The organism is Mucilaginibacter sp. Mucisp86, assembly GCF_047324315.1.
Lineage (GTDB): Bacteria > Bacteroidota > Bacteroidia > Sphingobacteriales > Sphingobacteriaceae > Mucilaginibacter.
Genome location: NZ_CP168503.1, coordinates 276,363 through 291,783 on the forward strand (window position 1 = coordinate 276,363; position 15,421 = coordinate 291,783).

Here is a 15,421-nt window from a genome sequence, read left to right on the forward strand (position 1 = left end):
TACGACACTTTTTTCTCAACCCTTTACACATGTCCGCTTTGCCGCTTTACATGTTCTGTAAAGACTAAGATACATGTTTACAAAAAAGCGGCAATCGACTAAAACCGTATACTATCGTTACCCAAATAGATAAATTTGATTAACCAAATAAACCAGTTCAAATAGTTCCCTAAACTCTTTAAACTATTGATGATGAAAAAAATTAATACATACTGTTTCATTACAGCACTACTGTTGATGACCGGCTGCGCCGGGAGCCGTAACCTCGTTTATTTCAGCAACATGGCAAACACAGGTGCTGTAAATAGCAATATGGGAGGAGCAGTGATCATTCATCAGAAAGATATCCTGAGTGTTACCGTTAACAGCTTAAATCCCGAATCAAACCTGTTATTCAATGGCAACAAAAATGTGGGATCAGGTGTTCCGCTAACTCAAACCGGATATAAAGTAAATGAAAATGGTTTTGTGAATTTACCGCTTATAGGCGACTACAAAATCGAAGGACAAACCATAGAGGAAGCCCAGGCCGAGATAGCTAAAAAATTAGCCGCATTTGTTAAAAGCCCGGTGGTTGATATCCAGCTTCTGAATTTTAAAATAAGTGTGATAGGCGAGGTTAACAAACCATCAACATTTATAATAACTGATGAAAATGTAAACTTACTTGAAGCATTGGGCATGGCCGGTGATATGACAGTTTATGGAAAAAGGGAAAATGTGCTGGTGATCCGCACTGAAAACGGGCGCAGAACAATGAACCGCCTTAATCTCAACAAGATTGAATCAATGGATTCGCCTTACTTCAACCTTAAACAAAATGATATTGTATATGTAGAGCCTGATAAATCAAAGGCAGTTGAATATAGCCAGAACACACGGCTGGCACCAATAGTAGTTGCTTCAATTTCGGCATTAGCTGTATTGGCTGCAGTGCTTTTAAAAAGATAATAAAGTTTAGTGATACCTAACAACGGTTGATATGGATAATAATTTTATTTTAAAAGAGCCTTTGCCAGGCAACAAGTTCAGGTCAAACATCAGGCCTTATTTAAATGGCTGGTATATATTCCTGATAAGCATGGTTATTTGTTTAGCCGCTGCATGGACATACCTGAACTACGTTACCCCGCTTTATAAAATAACAAGCACCCTCCAGATACCCGACGATAAAAAAGGCGACGGTATTTTAAAAGCAACCGCATTTAGTGATCTGAACATGTTCCAGGAAACCAAAACTGTGGATAACGAAATGGAGGTACTGCGTTCAAAAGATTTGATTTATAAGGTTTTCGCAAAACTGAATATGGAAACCTCATATTTTGATGAAAGCGGCTTTACAACAAAAGAGCTATATGGCGACGAACGGCCCTTTAATGTCACAATCAAACGGCTCGGCAAAGCTGCTTATCTGAAACAACTGTATCTGCAGCCATATTCACAAGGTAAATTTTTGCTTAAGGAAGAAAATAAAACCTGGATCTATAATTATAACCAAATAATTAATCATAAAGATTACTCATTTAAGGTAGAAAAGGGCCCGGGCTACGCAAATAATGGAACACCCATACTTATCCAATTTAACAATCTGACCAGGCTTGCCGCCTCCTATAGCGCTGGGTTATTACAGGTTAACCCTGTTATTAAAGAATCAAACACTTTAACCTTAAGCCTGGTTGACGCCGTACCCGAAAGAGGTGTTGATATTTTAAACAATATCATATCTACTTACAATGCCGAAAATGTTGTTAAGAAAAACGTTACAGCTGTAAATACCATATTATTTATCGACAAAAGGTTGCACGATTTAGAGAATGACCTTTCATATACAGAAGGTGATATTGAAGCCTTTAAACAAAAAAACAGCGCTGCTGAAATAAATACAAGCACACAGGTAAACCTGACAAAATCTGCCGAGTATAACCAGTTACTTGAAGAATCAAACACTCAATTGGGTATTGTGAACTCAATTGAAGCGTATTTAAAAAACTCGGCTAACCAATATAATGCTGTGCCCAGCACCATGGGATTAAAAGATCAGGCGTTAAACACATTGGTTAGCCGTTTCAACGATCTTCAGTTAGAAAGAAACCGCATGCTTACCAGTGCAAACCCTGACAACCCGCTTGTTCAGAACCTGAGTAACCAGATAGGCTCCCTGCGTGTCAATATCCTCGAAAACCTTACCAACATCAAAAAAGGGTTCTCTATCGGGCATCAATTACTCAAGGAAAATTCCGCACAATATGACTCGCGCATCCGCTCGGTTCCGTCAATTGAAAGGGGGCTTTTACAGCGAAGCCGTGAGCAGGGGGTGAAAACCAATTTATATCAATATTTGCTGCAAAAAAGGGAAGAAACGGCTTTGTCCTTGTCTGCCACAATCCCTTCATCACAACTGATTGATAAACCTGCTGCCAACCCGGTAGCTGAATTCCCCAAACAGCAACTCACTTATTTATTCGCAATCATAGCCGGATTGCTCATGCCTGGTGTTTTCATTTTCCTGAAGGATAAATTCAGTGTAAAAATTAAAGATCAGTCAAGCTTGCTCAACATTAAAGGAATTAAAATCCTTGGCGAGCTATGCCATAACTATGAAGACAACAGTTCTGTAGTTATCTCAAACGGAAGTAATACCAATATTTCAGAGTTATTCAGGTATATCAGGAGCAATATCGGCTTCCTGAACCAGGGAACACAACATAAAACCATGCTGGTTACATCGTCTATGAAAGGCGAAGGAAAAACTTTTTTCAGTATTAACCTGGGATTAACCCTTGCAATGCTCAATAAAAAGGTGTTGATCATGGAGTTTGACCTTCGCAAACCCGATTTGCTGAAGAATATTAACATGGAGCAAACCAAAGGCATTACTGATTTTATTACCGGTAATACCAATTCGCCGGCCGAATGTATCCAGGCTTATAACGAGGCCGACAACCTTTTTGTAATGGGGGCCGGAAGCAAGGCGATTAATCCGGCCGAATTATTATCAGATAAAAGGCTCGACCTGCTTTTTGGCTGGTGCAAAACCCAGTTTGATTATATCGTGCTTGATACATCGCCTGTTGGCGCCGTAGCCGACGCTTTTAGCCTGGCCAAATACGCCGAACTGAGCATTTATATTGTACGCTATAATTATACCAACACCGAACAATTAAGTATCCTGAGGGATATTTACGATAATGATAAATTAAATAACCTTATGGTAGTGTTTAACGATGCGAAGAAAGAAAATCGGCAGGCCTATGCCTACGGCGGTTACGGATACGCATCGGCTTATGGCAGCTGATAGCTTTCATTTTTACATGCCATAAAGCCGGGACTAATATTATAAACTATTAGTTCGATTGTTTTATTTGAATACCGCTGTTCCATGTGACTGGATTGGCGAAGCCGCAAGCAACCTAAGTTGCCACTGTTATGAACCAAATAACCGGGTAAAACCGGAGATATATAAACCGTTAGTTCCATTATTTTTTACTTGCAGATAACCAGTGTGACTGGATTGGCGAAGCCGCAGGCAGGGTAAAAACAACTATTTAAGTTTTAAATTAACGGGTAAAACCGCTAAATATTATTGTAAACCTTTAGTTCAAATTATTTTCATCTTCCGCCTAACCATGTGACTGGATTGGCGGAGCCACAGGCAACGTTAGTTGCAACTATAAACCAAATAACCGGTAAACCCGACGAGTATTATAAACCATTAGTTCAATTATTTTTTATCACCGCCTAACCAATGTGACTGGATTGGCGGAGCCACAGCCGGCGCAGGTTACAGCAGTTATAAACCAGGCAGCCAGGTCAATAATTTCAATTGATACGCTTCTGCATAACACAATCATCACTCTGTAGGATGTGAGTGAGTTGGCGAAGCTGTAGCAGGCCGTCAACACCCCGATCCAACTTTTATCATTTTATGGAAACCCAATTAAGAGCACCGCAATTTCGCATGACAAATTATCATGAAAAAAAATGGCTTGTTATTTACACCAAGCCCCGATGGGAAAAAAAGGTGGACAAGCTTTTAAAGCAAAATGGCATTGAATGTTATTGCCCGGTCAGAGATATAGTAAATCAATGGTCGGACAGGAAAAAGGAGGTCAGTGTCCCGCTGTTTAGTTCCTATGTATTTGTTCATGTTGATGCATATGAGCAATCAAGAGCACTTTACGTTATGGGGGCATTAGGTTTTGTTTACTACATGGGCAAACCTGCAATAGTAAGGGATAATGTGATAGACGAGATCAGGACAAACCTCATACGCTACAAAGACATGGAAATTATAAGCCTTCAAAATCTCAGTGTTGGCGATACGGTTAAAATAAAAGATGGCGCTCTTGTAAATCAAATGGGTAAGGTGCTGCAGATACAGGGCAAAAATGTATTAATGGTTTTTGAAACCATCAATTGCGCTTTAGTAACACGCATTTCAATCCAAAACTTATCAGTTCATAACATTAGCGGAAATCATGAAAATTGAGAATTATCAACCTAAATTAGGCATTATCGGTCTTGGTTACGTAGGCCTGCCCCTGGCAGTTGAATTTGCAAAAAAATACAAGGTCATTGGCTATGATATTAATGTGGACCGCATTAATGAACTCAAATTGGGTATTGACCACACCCTGGAGATCGACTCCGAACAATTGAACGCGGTAATTACACCTGTTTGCACAACGGCAACCGGTTTATATGTTACCGACGAGCTTGAGAAACTGAGGCAGTGCAGCATTTACATTGTAACAGTACCTACCCCGGTTGATAAAAACAACCGCCCAGACCTTTCTCCGCTAATAAATGCCAGCCGCGCAGTAGGCAAGGTTTTAAAAAGGGACGATATTGTGGTATACGAATCAACCGTATATCCAGGGGTAACGGAAGATGAATGCATGCCCATTTTGGAAAAAGTATCAGGTCTTACTTATAATGTTGATTTTTTTGCCGGTTACTCGCCTGAAAGGATCAATCCGGGCGACAAATTGCATACGGTATCAAAGATCCGCAAAATAACCTCCGGCTCAACTCCTGAAGCTGCCGAAACTATAGATAAGCTTTATCAGTCAGTTATAACCGCCGGCACATTTAAGGCCCATTCAATAAAAGTTGCCGAAGCAGCCAAAGTAATTGAAAATGCCCAGCGCGATATAAATATTGCTTTTGTGAACGAGCTGGCAATGATCTTTAACAAGCTGGGCATCGATACCCACAAGGTATTGGAAGCTGCAGGTACAAAATGGAACTTTTTAAATTTCAGGCCGGGTCTTGTTGGCGGGCACTGCATCGGCGTTGACCCTTATTATCTTGCACAAAAAGCGCAGGAAGCAGGCTATCACCCCGAAATTATACTTGCCGGCCGCCGCATTAACGACTCAATGGGCAGCTATGTTGCCGATCAGTTTATTAAACAAATGATTTGCCGCGGCACTTCGATAACCGACAGCGAAGTACTGATACTAGGCTTCACCTTTAAAGAAAACTGCCCCGATGTTAGGAATACCCGGGTAATTGATATCGTAAAACGATTGAAGGAGTATAAAGTAAAAGTACACATTCATGACCCCTGGGCCAACGCGGAGCATGCTAAAAAAGAATATGGCATCATCTGCGAAAACGGAGAATCAAAAACCCGCACCTATGATGGGGTTTTACTTGCAGTTGCCCACGAGGAGTTTAGAGAAATGAATGTAAAAGCGCTTTGCAAACCCAATGCTGTATTGTACGATTTGAAGGCCTTTTTACCTGAAGATGTTGTTAACGCCCGGCTTTAAAAACTATGAGTTATAAACAAAGAGCCGTATCAGGCATAGTATGGGCGCTGTGGCAGCAACTAAGCTCAAAGATAGTAAGCTTTGGCATATCCATATTTTTGGCGCGGATCCTGGAGCCCTCGCAATTTGGTTTGTTGGCTATGCTGTCGCTTTTTATTTCGGTAGGTAACAGTCTTTTGGATGGCGGCCTTACAGCTTCCCTGATCCGCACCACCGATGCCAATCAGCGCGATTACTCAACCGTATTCTATTTTAATATCATTGGCAGCAGCATCCTGTACCTATTGTTATTTTTAACAGCACCGCTCATCGCAGCTTTTTATCATCAGCCGTTATTAACTTCGGTAGTGCGCGTATATACTTTAATTTTGATCATAAACGCATTTTTTGGAGTACAAAGTACACTGTTGGTCAAGGACTTAAAATTTAAAAAACAAACCAACATTCAAATCCCCTCAGCCATTGGCGGCGGCATCTTAGGCATTATACTCGCAAAATCAGGATACGGTGTTTGGAGCCTTGTTTGGATGGGATTATGTACATCCTTTTTATCAACAGCAATTCACTGGATCACTTCAAGCTGGCGACCTGCACTAATATTTGATAAGGCCTGTTTTAAAAAACACATCCACTTTGGCTACAAAATGACACTGTCGGGTTTAATTGATACAGTTTATCAAAACATTTACCTGATCATCATAGGTAAGTTTTTTTCGGCAGCACAGCTTGGCTACTACAGTCGGGCCGATTCAATAAGCCAGCTGCCCATTAGTAATATTTCCGCAGCTATAAATAAGGTTACCTACCCTATGTTCGCAGAAATATCAAACGATCCGGTACAGTTAAAAAACGTTTATAAACGGCTCATGCAACAGGTAGTATTCTGGAATGCTCCGGCACTCATCATGCTGTGTATCATTGCCAAGCCACTGTTCCATATTTTACTAACAGACAAGTGGTTACCGGCCGTCCCTATCTTCCAGCTATTATGCATAGGCGGTATCATGTACCCCCTGCACTCATACAACTTAAATGTGCTGAAAGTAATGGGGCAAAGCGCTTTGTTTTTAAGATTAGAAGTTATTAAAAAGGTTTTGAGCGTTGTCGGGATCCTGTGTTTTATTCCCTTCGGGATCTATGGCTTGTTATACTTTCAGTTGTTTTTTAATGTGATAGCCTACTACATCAATTCCATTTACAGCGGACGCTTAATTAACTACCCGGTTACCGAACAGGTAAAAGATATTTTACCTACAGTGGCATTAGCCGGGGGTATTGGTCTGTGCTGTTATTTTCTTGACAGGCTCCTGATCAACGATTTTTTCATCCCTACTATGCAAATTGGCATATTACTCATAGTATTTGCCGTAGTTTATTACGGAGCCAGTTTATTAATTAAGCTTTCTGCTATTAAAGATTTTAACCAATTAATCCTAAAACGATGATTCCCGTAACCAAACCATTTCTCCCTGCCGAAAAGGAATTCAGAGCTTATGTAAAAAGTATCTGGGAAAGACAATGGCTCACCAACAATGGCCCGCTTGTAAATACCCTTGAGTTAAAATTAAAGCAATACCTGGGTGTTAGCCATATGCTGTTTGTTACAAATGGTACAATAGCATTGCAACTGGCTATTAAAGCGCTTAAATTAAGCGGGGAAATTATCACAACACCATTTTCATTTGTTGCTACCACAAGCGCTGTTGTATGGCAGGGCTGTGAACCGGTATTCGTAGATATCGATCCCGGAACCCTCAACATCGATCCTACAAAAATCGAGGCTGCAATCACCCCACGAACATCAGCTATACTGGCAACACACGTATTTGGTAACCCCTGCGATATAACTGCCATACAGGCCATTGCCGATAAACATAACCTTAGGGTGATATACGATGCGGCACACTGCTTTGGTACCTTTTACAAAAACCGCTCGGTATTTGAATATGGCGATATCAGCGTAACCAGCTTCCACTCAACCAAATTATACCACACTATTGAAGGCGGAGCAGTATTTACCCAGGATCCCGAATTATTGAAAACTATGGCCCTGATGCGCAACTTTGGATACTCGGGGGTTGACACCTTCTCTGAAGAAGGCATCAATGCAAAAAACAGCGAGTTTCATGCAGCAATGGGTTTGTGTAACCTGCGCCATGTTGACGAAATACTTAAAAAAAGAAGGTATTTGTATGAGCAATATCTGCTGCGCCTGGAAAACCTGGATGTTCAGTTCCAGAAACTTGAAAACGAACAGGATTACAATTATGCATATTTCCCTATAGTTTTTCAAACAGAGGCGTTGATGCATCAAAGTAAAGCAAAATTAGAGCTGGCGCAGATCTATTGCAGGCGGTATTTTTACCCTTCTCTGTCATCGCTGCCATATGTAAAAAAACAACCGATGCCTGTTTGCGATTCCATAGCCTCGCGGGTAGTTTGCCTGCCGCTGTATCACACGCTATCGCTCTCAGATCTCGATCTTATATGCAGACTGTTATTACGTGCTCAAAACTTTGACAGTAATTTCAAACCCAAACATTTTGGCACACTGGTTACAGATAAAATCGAATCTGAAATAAACGTGACAGCTGTGAATGTAAATGGATCAGTATGATTGATGAAGAGATAATGGTAAGTATCCTCTGCATTACTTACAACCACGAAAAATTTATCGCCGAAGCCATCCAGAGCTTTTTGATGCAGAAAACCAGCTTCAAATATGAGATCATTATCGGCGATGATTGCTCGACAGATAAAACTCAATCAATAATTAAGCTCTATGCAGAAACCTGCCCCGGCAGAATAAAGCTTGTAGCCTCCCCCACCAACCTGGGCACGCATAAAAACTTAATTAATTGCCTTGCGCAATGCAGGGGTAAATATATAGCACTTTGCGAGGGAGACGATTACTGGACCAATGAATATAAACTACAAAAACAGGTTAATTTTTTAGAAAACAATGCAGAATTCATTATATGCTGCCATTATCATAAAGTAATAAACACCAGCAATAAAACACTTTATGTTCATCCTAACCCAACGCCGCTAATACATACCTATGCTGATTTACTGGCGGGAAAACAGGAAGAAACCAAAACGGCAACTGTAGTTTATCGCAACATACCTGAAACAACGCAGGTGTTTTCCACACCCTGGTTTTTTGAATGTTTTGCAGGCGATAAAATGTTTAAACTTTGGGCCACCCATAATACCGGGGGCAAAATTTACGTAATGCCCGAAGTAATGAGTTGTTACCGCAGGCATGAAGGGGGTGTATGGAGCATGATCAACGCCAAAGCACGCATGGAAATGGTTATCAGCGATTTTAACCTGATCATCAAAAATTTCACATACTCTGCAATCGCTAAAAAAAAGCTACTGCTGCTTTATATAAAACGCTATCTGCTATTTGAATTACAAAACAAACGGTTTCGCAAAGCATACGATACACTAAAATACCTGCTTTAACTAACAGAGCATTTAACACTCAAAATGAAAATACAAGCCGCCCCCTTTTCAAAACCCGTTCTGTTTTTCATTATTCCTTCGCTTAAAGGCGGAGGAGCAGAAAGAGTTATCATTTCGCTTGCCAATTACTTTAATAAAAACAACTTCCAGTCGGTACTTATATCTTTAAACAATGATGTTCCGGCATATGAAATTGACAATGATGTTAAAGTGTTTTACCTGACCGACCGTCAGAGAAGCCGGTTAGTTTACAGGATTTATCACATCGCCGAAACTTTTTTTAAACTCATAAAGTTGTTGCGAACTCTAAAACCGGTGTGTGTGTTATCATTCATCACATCGGCCAATATTTGGGCCGGCATCACCTGTTGGTTAAACCGGGTGCCTTACATTGTTTCAGAGCGTACCTCTCCCGATAGAAGCGTTATCAGCTTTAACTATCTGCATAAGCAACTGGCTTTAAACTTATATAAAAAGGCAGCAGCAGTTGTTGTAAGCGCTAAAGGCGTTGAGGATTGCCTGCTTAAAGACAAAGACTTTAAAGCACTCCATAATATCGAACGTATAACAAATGCCGTTACTATTTTCCAACCGCCATCAGATCAGAAGGTTCATCATCGGAGGTTTATTTTAGGGGTCGGCCGTTTGGCTTATGTGAAAGGCTTCGACATCCTTATTGAAGCCTATGCAAAATCAGGCCTCACTGATGTTGACCTTATTATCATTGGCGATGGCGAAGAACGTGCTAACCTGGTTTGCCAAATTTTTAACCTTGGCTTAAGAGAACGGGTACTGTTACCCGGCAGCAGGAACAACCTTCAGGATTATTACAGCCAGGCCGAAATGTTTGTTTTACCGTCCCGAAATGAGGGATATCCCAACGCTTTAGTTGAGGCCATGAGTTTTGGATGCCCATCTATAGCGGTAGACTGTAATTTTGGCCCTTCAGAGATTATCATCAACGGCGAAAACGGGATCCTGGTAAACAGGGCTTCCATCAGCGCTTTAGCCGGCGCCATGCAGCGTTTGGCCGGCGATGAAGTGTTAAAAACCAACCTTGGAAATCGGGCCCGTATCATATCTCAGACCAACCATCCCGATAAAATATTGGGAGAATGGGAAACTTTAATGAAAAAACATGCTGCCGTAACTGAAGCAGCAGCAGCATTAACAAGCGGTCAACCGGCTTTATAACCATCAATCTGTTCATATGCTACAGTACTTAATTCGTTTGGATGATTTGTGTCCCACAAATAACCTCCAAAAATGGGAACGTTTTTTTACGTTGTTTGACAGGTATGGTATCAAACCAATCATAGCGGTTATACCGGCTAATAAAGACCCTAAACTAAAGGCTTGCGGTAACTTCAACCCATACTACTGGCAACTGGTACGCGAGCTTCAGGATAAAAATTATGTGATAGGCATGCACGGTTTTGATCATTATTACATCAACCACAACTCGGGTTTGCTGAAAATGAATAACAGATCGGAATTTGCAGGCTTACCCTTAGAAACCCAAAAAGAAAAAATAAGAAAGGCTGCGCAAATTTTCAGGCGCGAAAATATTAACCCAACTGTCTTTATCGCACCGGCGCATACCTTCGATCGTAATACATTACTGGCTTTGCATGAATATACCAACATTAAAATAATAAGTGATGGCCTGCTCAAATCACCATACGTAAGATTTGGCTTTAACTGGGTACCGGTTCAATTATCAGAAGTTGAACAGAAAACAAAATACACCTGGACATTCAACTATCATCCTGAAACCTGTCCTCCCAGGGCTTTTGCTGAACTTGAAACTTTTATAGAAAAGAACCATCACCTTTTTGTGTCACTGGATAACCTGGATTTTTCAAATTATACATGGGCTGATGCCGTTGCCGAAAAATACTGCATTTATAAACGATTAGCACGTGATTACGCTCAAAAAGCAATTGCTTTTATGGAACGGATCCCTGCCGGAAACTAACATTATTTAAACCTGATATGAAAATTTCTTTTGCGCCACCTTATATTGACCAGACTGTTATAAATGAGGTAATGGATACACTAAACTCAGGCTGGATAACCACCGGCCCTAAAGTAGCCGCGCTTGAACAGCAAATGAAACAGCTTACAGCTTCGGATGCGGCTGTTTGTGTAAACTCATGGACATCGGGTGCTATCCTGATGCTGAAATGGTTTGGGATAAAGGAAGGCGATGAGGTTATTATCCCGGCATACACCTATTGCGCTACCGCTTTAAGCGTATTGCATTGCGGAGCTACCCCGGTTATTGTTGATGTAGATAATGACTGCTGCATTTCAACCGAAGCCGTGATCAAGGCAATAACCCCAAAAACAAAAGCAATTATTGCTGTTGATATAGCCGGCTGGCCATGCGATTACGAAGAACTAAAGGCGATCATCAATAACCCGGAAATTAAAAAACTATTTGTTGCCGATAGCCCAAAACAAAAGGTTTTAGGCAGGATCCTTTTAATTGCCGATGCAGCACACTCTATTGGTGCAACCATAAATGAATTACCTGCGGCAAAGTATAGTGATGTTTCCATATATTCCTTTCACGCAGTAAAAAACGTCACTACGGCCGAAGGAGGTTGCATTTGTATCAATTTGCCGGCCTGCTTTGATCCGGCCGAGGAACACCGGTATTTAAAACTATATACCCTTAACGGGCAGACCAAAGATGCCTTTACCAAAAGTAACGGCGGCGGTTGGAAATACGATATCCTGTTTATGGGCCTCAAAATCAACATGCCCGACATTTGTGCGGCAATAGGCCTCGGCCAGCTCAGGAATTATGACGCAAAGCTGCTCCCCATGCGTAAACGTGTTGCATCCATATATTGTGACAGCTTTAAAACAATGGGCTGGTTTATTGAACCGCCATTAAAAAATGATCAAAGAGAATCATCATACCACCTGTTTGCTCTGCGGATCAAAGGCATATCAGAAGCACAACGCGATCAGATAATTGAAAGCATTATGAGTGAAGGAATTATGGCCAATGTGCACTTTACCCCGCTGCCAATGCTTACGCTTTTTAAAGATCTGGGTTATGAGATTTCCCGGTATCCCTCAGCTTACGCGCTTTATGCAAATGAAATCTCGCTGCCCATCTATCCTCAGCTTACTGACGCGCAGATAGATTTCATAGTTACAACTGTGATAAACTCCGTTAACGCTGTATTGGAAGATTATAAAGAACCTGCAAAAGTTGAATTATAAAATACAGTTATGGTCAAAAGGCTTTTTGATATTAGTTTATCATTTATAGCGCTGATAATATTGCTGCCGCTATTTATTTTAATTGCCATAGCTATCAAAGTTAATTCGAGGGGGAGCGCATTTTATAAACAGGCGCGGGTTGGAAAAGATGGAAATGAGTTTGAACTCTTCAAATTCCGGACCATGTATGTAAACTCCGACAGGGCCGGATTATTAACCATAGGCAGTAAAGATTACAGGATCACCGGCGTTGGTTACTGGCTCAGGAAATATAAACTCGACGAACTGCCGCAATTACTGAATGTGTTGATAGGCGACATGAGCTTTGTTGGACCCCGCCCCGAAGTTCGGAAGTATGTGAACCTTTATACACCCACTCAGCTAAGGGTGCTAAGTGTTAAACCAGGAGTAACAGACTGGGCATCTATCAAATACTTCGATGAAAATGATATCCTGGCCGGCAGCGACGATCCTGAAGATATGTATATCAGGGTGATAGTTCCGTCAAAGATCAGCAAAAACCTCGAGTACATTGACAACCAGGATATTTTAATGGACCTGAAAATTATACTATCTACAATAAAACGGATTTTCCAATAGCACAAATTTATTATGTTGCTTAAAAAGTGCCTCTTTTATAGTTTAATGCTCTTTTATCTGTACACACTTGCTTTTAACATTTTCATGACAGATACTTTGAGGATTCCTGCACCTGTAATTTTTTGCATGCTGCTGTTTTTTGTGCAAAAGCCATTGCTGGATTTTGGCTATTACAACGAGATGATGGTTTTTATAACCGGGGTTTTTCTATATCAGGTAGTAGGGATGAGTAATTACATTACATTTTTTGCTATAATCCTTACTATCATACCTTGTTCGTTATACTTTAACTACTTTGTAGGCGCAAGCAGATCACGCTATTATGCTTCAATATTGATGTTCTTTTTCCTGCTCATGTGTTCCATGATCATCATGATACTGGATCACAGCATGGCAGCTACCATTGACCCGATCAGGGGCATGCTATTGGGCGAGCCGGTTAAACAAAGCCCTGCAGGCCTGGCAGTAACGCAATTCAACTTCGGATACCAGGTTGTGGCCATTACTACCTTTGCCTTTATCGCCTCATGTACCACCGGGCAGTACCTTATAATAAGGGTTTTAGTTTTAGCAGCCTGCGTTGCCTGTATTTACCTTGGCATGAACAGGTCGGCATTTATAAGCTTTGGCGCAGGTGTAACACTCTTCCTGTTTATTTACTATCGCTACAAAGCTGTTTTTCTGGTTGCTGCAACAGTAATCATATGCTTTGGTTTGTACACATATGTGTTAAAAGACAACACCGATAATAAAAACAATATCCTGTCAAAAAACCAGGCAAAAGAGGCTAACGATTTTAACAGGGCCGATATGGCTGCCGAAAACCTTAAAATATTTGCCGACTATCCTTTCGGCCTTATATTTTACGGCAAAACCTGGGATGAGGTAACTTACCGAAACCCCTTGTTCACGTTCGGCTTATCATCACACAATGCCTACCTGATGTTTGTGACCGTACTTGGCCCGTTTTTGGGGATAGGGCTGTTATGGGCTATATATTACAAAACCGTTCGCCTGTTTTGGCAAACTATAAAAAACGTAAAGCAAAAAAGCAACGCAATTTACGTAGCTATATTTTTCACTTTTATAGCAATTTCATTAAACGCGCTGTCACATAACGGATGGCTGATGAGCGTAGATGGCCCTACTATATTTATTTATTTCGCAGTGTTACACTACAACAGGCTAAAAGACCCGGTAAAACACACCGAACCAGTGCAGGAAGAATTAGTTGCCGCTTAAACTTGATCCTAATCTTTTATTTATAATGAGAAAGAAGATTTTCCTTGTTCTTAGTTCGCTTGGCGCAGGTGGTTCTGAGCGGGTTTATTGGCTGTTATCTCAATATTTCAACAAACCCGATTATGAGGTAGTTGTAGTTCTTTTAAACGGAAACGAATGCAGTTTCTCTACAGAAATAGCAGGCATCAGGTTTGTAGATCTGAAAACAATAAAAGCTTCGCACTCATTTTTTAAACTCCGAAAACTGCTGAAAGACGAAAAACCATACGCAGTTTTTTCAACTACTGATCATATCAACATCCTGGTAGCACTTGTATCCATGTTTGTTAAGGTGCCTAATTTAATAGCTAGGGCATCTAACAATCCGCAGCAAATGATGCAGTTTTATGGATTTAAAGCACGCTTTTACAATTACTTTTCAAGGTTTTTGTTTGTACGCTTTAACTCAATAGTTTGCCAGTCGGAAGAAATGAAGCAAGCCTTAGCCAGGCTTTATAACATCAACCTCAACAGGCTTATTGTTATTCATAACCCGGTTATTATAACAAGCATAATAAAACCTCAAAATCAGACTTCCGGATTAAAGAGGCTTATCGCTGTTAATCGCCTTATTAAAGAGAAAGGATTATTTCGCCTGTTGGAAGTTATGAAAGCGCTGCCTCAGGACTATGTTTTAACTATAGCCGGCGATGGCCCGCTGATGAATACCTTAAAAGCAGAAGTGCAAAATATCGGTCTCAGCGAACGCGTGAAATTTATAGGCGAGATCAAAAACGTTACCGATGTTATTTCAAAGCACGACTTGCTGGTTTTAAGCTCTTTTACCGAAGGCTTCCCTAACGTAGTGCTCGAATCATTATCGGTAGGTGTTCCGGTAGTTACGTTCAGAGTTGGCGGGGTTAACGAACTGATAAGAGAAGGCTTTAACGGCTTTATAGCCGAGCAAAATGATTTGTGTACACTGCGGCGGCAAATTATCAGGGCATGCAATCAAACCTGGCAGCACCCCCATATCAAAGCCGATATTATTGAACGCTTTGGGCTCGATAAAATAGGCATGGAGTATGAAACCCTGCTCGCTAATTAAACAA

General features: G+C 40.9%; 13 protein-coding genes. All 13 read left to right on the forward strand.

Translation table 11 applies throughout. From position 1 onward, the window contains the following. The first annotated feature begins 192 nt into the window (after positions 1-192). Positions 193-951 (forward strand): polysaccharide biosynthesis/export family protein, encoded by a 759-nt coding sequence (locus tag ACEN9X_RS01055; RefSeq protein ID WP_413668642.1) that lies wholly within the window; start codon positions 193-195, stop codon positions 949-951. 31 nt (positions 952-982) lie between these two features. Continuing rightward, positions 983-3,295, forward strand: a complete 2,313-nt coding sequence (locus ACEN9X_RS01060; RefSeq protein ID WP_413668643.1) for a GumC family protein — start codon at positions 983-985, stop codon at positions 3,293-3,295. Positions 3,296-3,925: 630 nt separating this feature from the next. Next, positions 3,926-4,489, forward strand: coding sequence for a UpxY family transcription antiterminator (locus ACEN9X_RS01065; RefSeq protein ID WP_413668644.1), 564 nt, complete (start codon positions 3,926-3,928; stop codon positions 4,487-4,489). After that, positions 4,479-5,777: a nucleotide sugar dehydrogenase gene (locus ACEN9X_RS01070; RefSeq protein WP_413668645.1), complete on the forward strand. Its 1,299-nt coding sequence runs from the start codon at positions 4,479-4,481 to the stop codon at positions 5,775-5,777. The genes ACEN9X_RS01065 and ACEN9X_RS01070 overlap by 11 nt, the downstream gene beginning before the upstream one ends. Before the next feature lie 5 nt (positions 5,778-5,782). After that, positions 5,783-7,222 carry a lipopolysaccharide biosynthesis protein gene (locus ACEN9X_RS01075; RefSeq protein ID WP_413668646.1) on the forward strand — a complete coding sequence of 480 codons (1,440 nt, stop codon included), beginning with the start codon at positions 5,783-5,785 and terminating at the stop codon, positions 7,220-7,222. Next, complete coding sequence (locus tag ACEN9X_RS01080) at positions 7,219-8,394, forward strand: DegT/DnrJ/EryC1/StrS family aminotransferase (protein WP_413668647.1); 1,176 nt, start codon at positions 7,219-7,221, stop codon at positions 8,392-8,394. The genes ACEN9X_RS01075 and ACEN9X_RS01080 overlap by 4 nt, the downstream gene beginning before the upstream one ends. Continuing rightward, complete coding sequence (locus ACEN9X_RS01085; protein WP_413668648.1) at positions 8,391-9,248, forward strand: glycosyltransferase family 2 protein; 858 nt, start codon at positions 8,391-8,393, stop codon at positions 9,246-9,248. The genes ACEN9X_RS01080 and ACEN9X_RS01085 overlap by 4 nt, the downstream gene beginning before the upstream one ends. A 24-nt stretch (positions 9,249-9,272) precedes the next feature. Then, complete coding sequence (locus ACEN9X_RS01090) at positions 9,273-10,442, forward strand: glycosyltransferase (protein WP_413668649.1); 1,170 nt, start codon at positions 9,273-9,275, stop codon at positions 10,440-10,442. A gap of 16 nt (positions 10,443-10,458) precedes the next feature. Continuing rightward, positions 10,459-11,226 carry a DUF2334 domain-containing protein gene (locus ACEN9X_RS01095; RefSeq protein WP_413668650.1) on the forward strand — a complete coding sequence of 256 codons (768 nt, stop codon included), beginning with the start codon at positions 10,459-10,461 and terminating at the stop codon, positions 11,224-11,226. A gap of 17 nt (positions 11,227-11,243) precedes the next feature. After that, entirely contained in the window at positions 11,244-12,488 is a 1,245-nt protein-coding gene (locus ACEN9X_RS01100) for a DegT/DnrJ/EryC1/StrS family aminotransferase (protein WP_413668651.1), read from the forward strand. A gap of 9 nt (positions 12,489-12,497) precedes the next feature. After that, positions 12,498-13,088 (forward strand): sugar transferase, encoded by a 591-nt coding sequence (locus ACEN9X_RS01105; protein WP_413668652.1) that lies wholly within the window; start codon positions 12,498-12,500, stop codon positions 13,086-13,088. Positions 13,089-13,172: 84 nt separating this feature from the next. Next, a complete protein-coding gene (locus ACEN9X_RS01110) occupies positions 13,173-14,330 on the forward strand; it encodes an O-antigen ligase family protein (RefSeq protein WP_413668653.1) in 1,158 nt (385 codons plus the stop codon). A 25-nt stretch (positions 14,331-14,355) separates the two neighbouring features. Next, the gene (locus ACEN9X_RS01115) at positions 14,356-15,417 is read left to right on the forward strand and encodes a glycosyltransferase (RefSeq protein WP_413668654.1); all 1,062 of its coding nucleotides are present in this window, start codon (positions 14,356-14,358) and stop codon (positions 15,415-15,417) included. Positions 15,418-15,421 lie beyond the last annotated feature (4 nt).

Coding starts and splice junctions, on each gene's coding strand:
- ACEN9X_RS01055 (WP_413668642.1), top strand. CDS start 193: ATGAAAAAAATTAATACATACTGTTTCATTACAGCACTACTGTTGATG.
- ACEN9X_RS01060 (WP_413668643.1), top strand. CDS start 983: ATGGATAATAATTTTATTTTAAAAGAGCCTTTGCCAGGCAACAAGTTC.
- ACEN9X_RS01065 (WP_413668644.1), top strand. CDS start 3,926: ATGGAAACCCAATTAAGAGCACCGCAATTTCGCATGACAAATTATCAT.
- ACEN9X_RS01070 (WP_413668645.1), top strand. CDS start 4,479: ATGAAAATTGAGAATTATCAACCTAAATTAGGCATTATCGGTCTTGGT.
- ACEN9X_RS01075 (WP_413668646.1), top strand. CDS start 5,783: ATGAGTTATAAACAAAGAGCCGTATCAGGCATAGTATGGGCGCTGTGG.
- ACEN9X_RS01080 (WP_413668647.1), top strand. CDS start 7,219: ATGATTCCCGTAACCAAACCATTTCTCCCTGCCGAAAAGGAATTCAGA.
- ACEN9X_RS01085 (WP_413668648.1), top strand. CDS start 8,391: ATGATTGATGAAGAGATAATGGTAAGTATCCTCTGCATTACTTACAAC.
- ACEN9X_RS01090 (WP_413668649.1), top strand. CDS start 9,273: ATGAAAATACAAGCCGCCCCCTTTTCAAAACCCGTTCTGTTTTTCATT.
- ACEN9X_RS01095 (WP_413668650.1), top strand. CDS start 10,459: ATGCTACAGTACTTAATTCGTTTGGATGATTTGTGTCCCACAAATAAC.
- ACEN9X_RS01100 (WP_413668651.1), top strand. CDS start 11,244: ATGAAAATTTCTTTTGCGCCACCTTATATTGACCAGACTGTTATAAAT.
- ACEN9X_RS01105 (WP_413668652.1), top strand. CDS start 12,498: ATGGTCAAAAGGCTTTTTGATATTAGTTTATCATTTATAGCGCTGATA.
- ACEN9X_RS01110 (WP_413668653.1), top strand. CDS start 13,173: ATGACAGATACTTTGAGGATTCCTGCACCTGTAATTTTTTGCATGCTG.
- ACEN9X_RS01115 (WP_413668654.1), top strand. CDS start 14,356: ATGAGAAAGAAGATTTTCCTTGTTCTTAGTTCGCTTGGCGCAGGTGGT.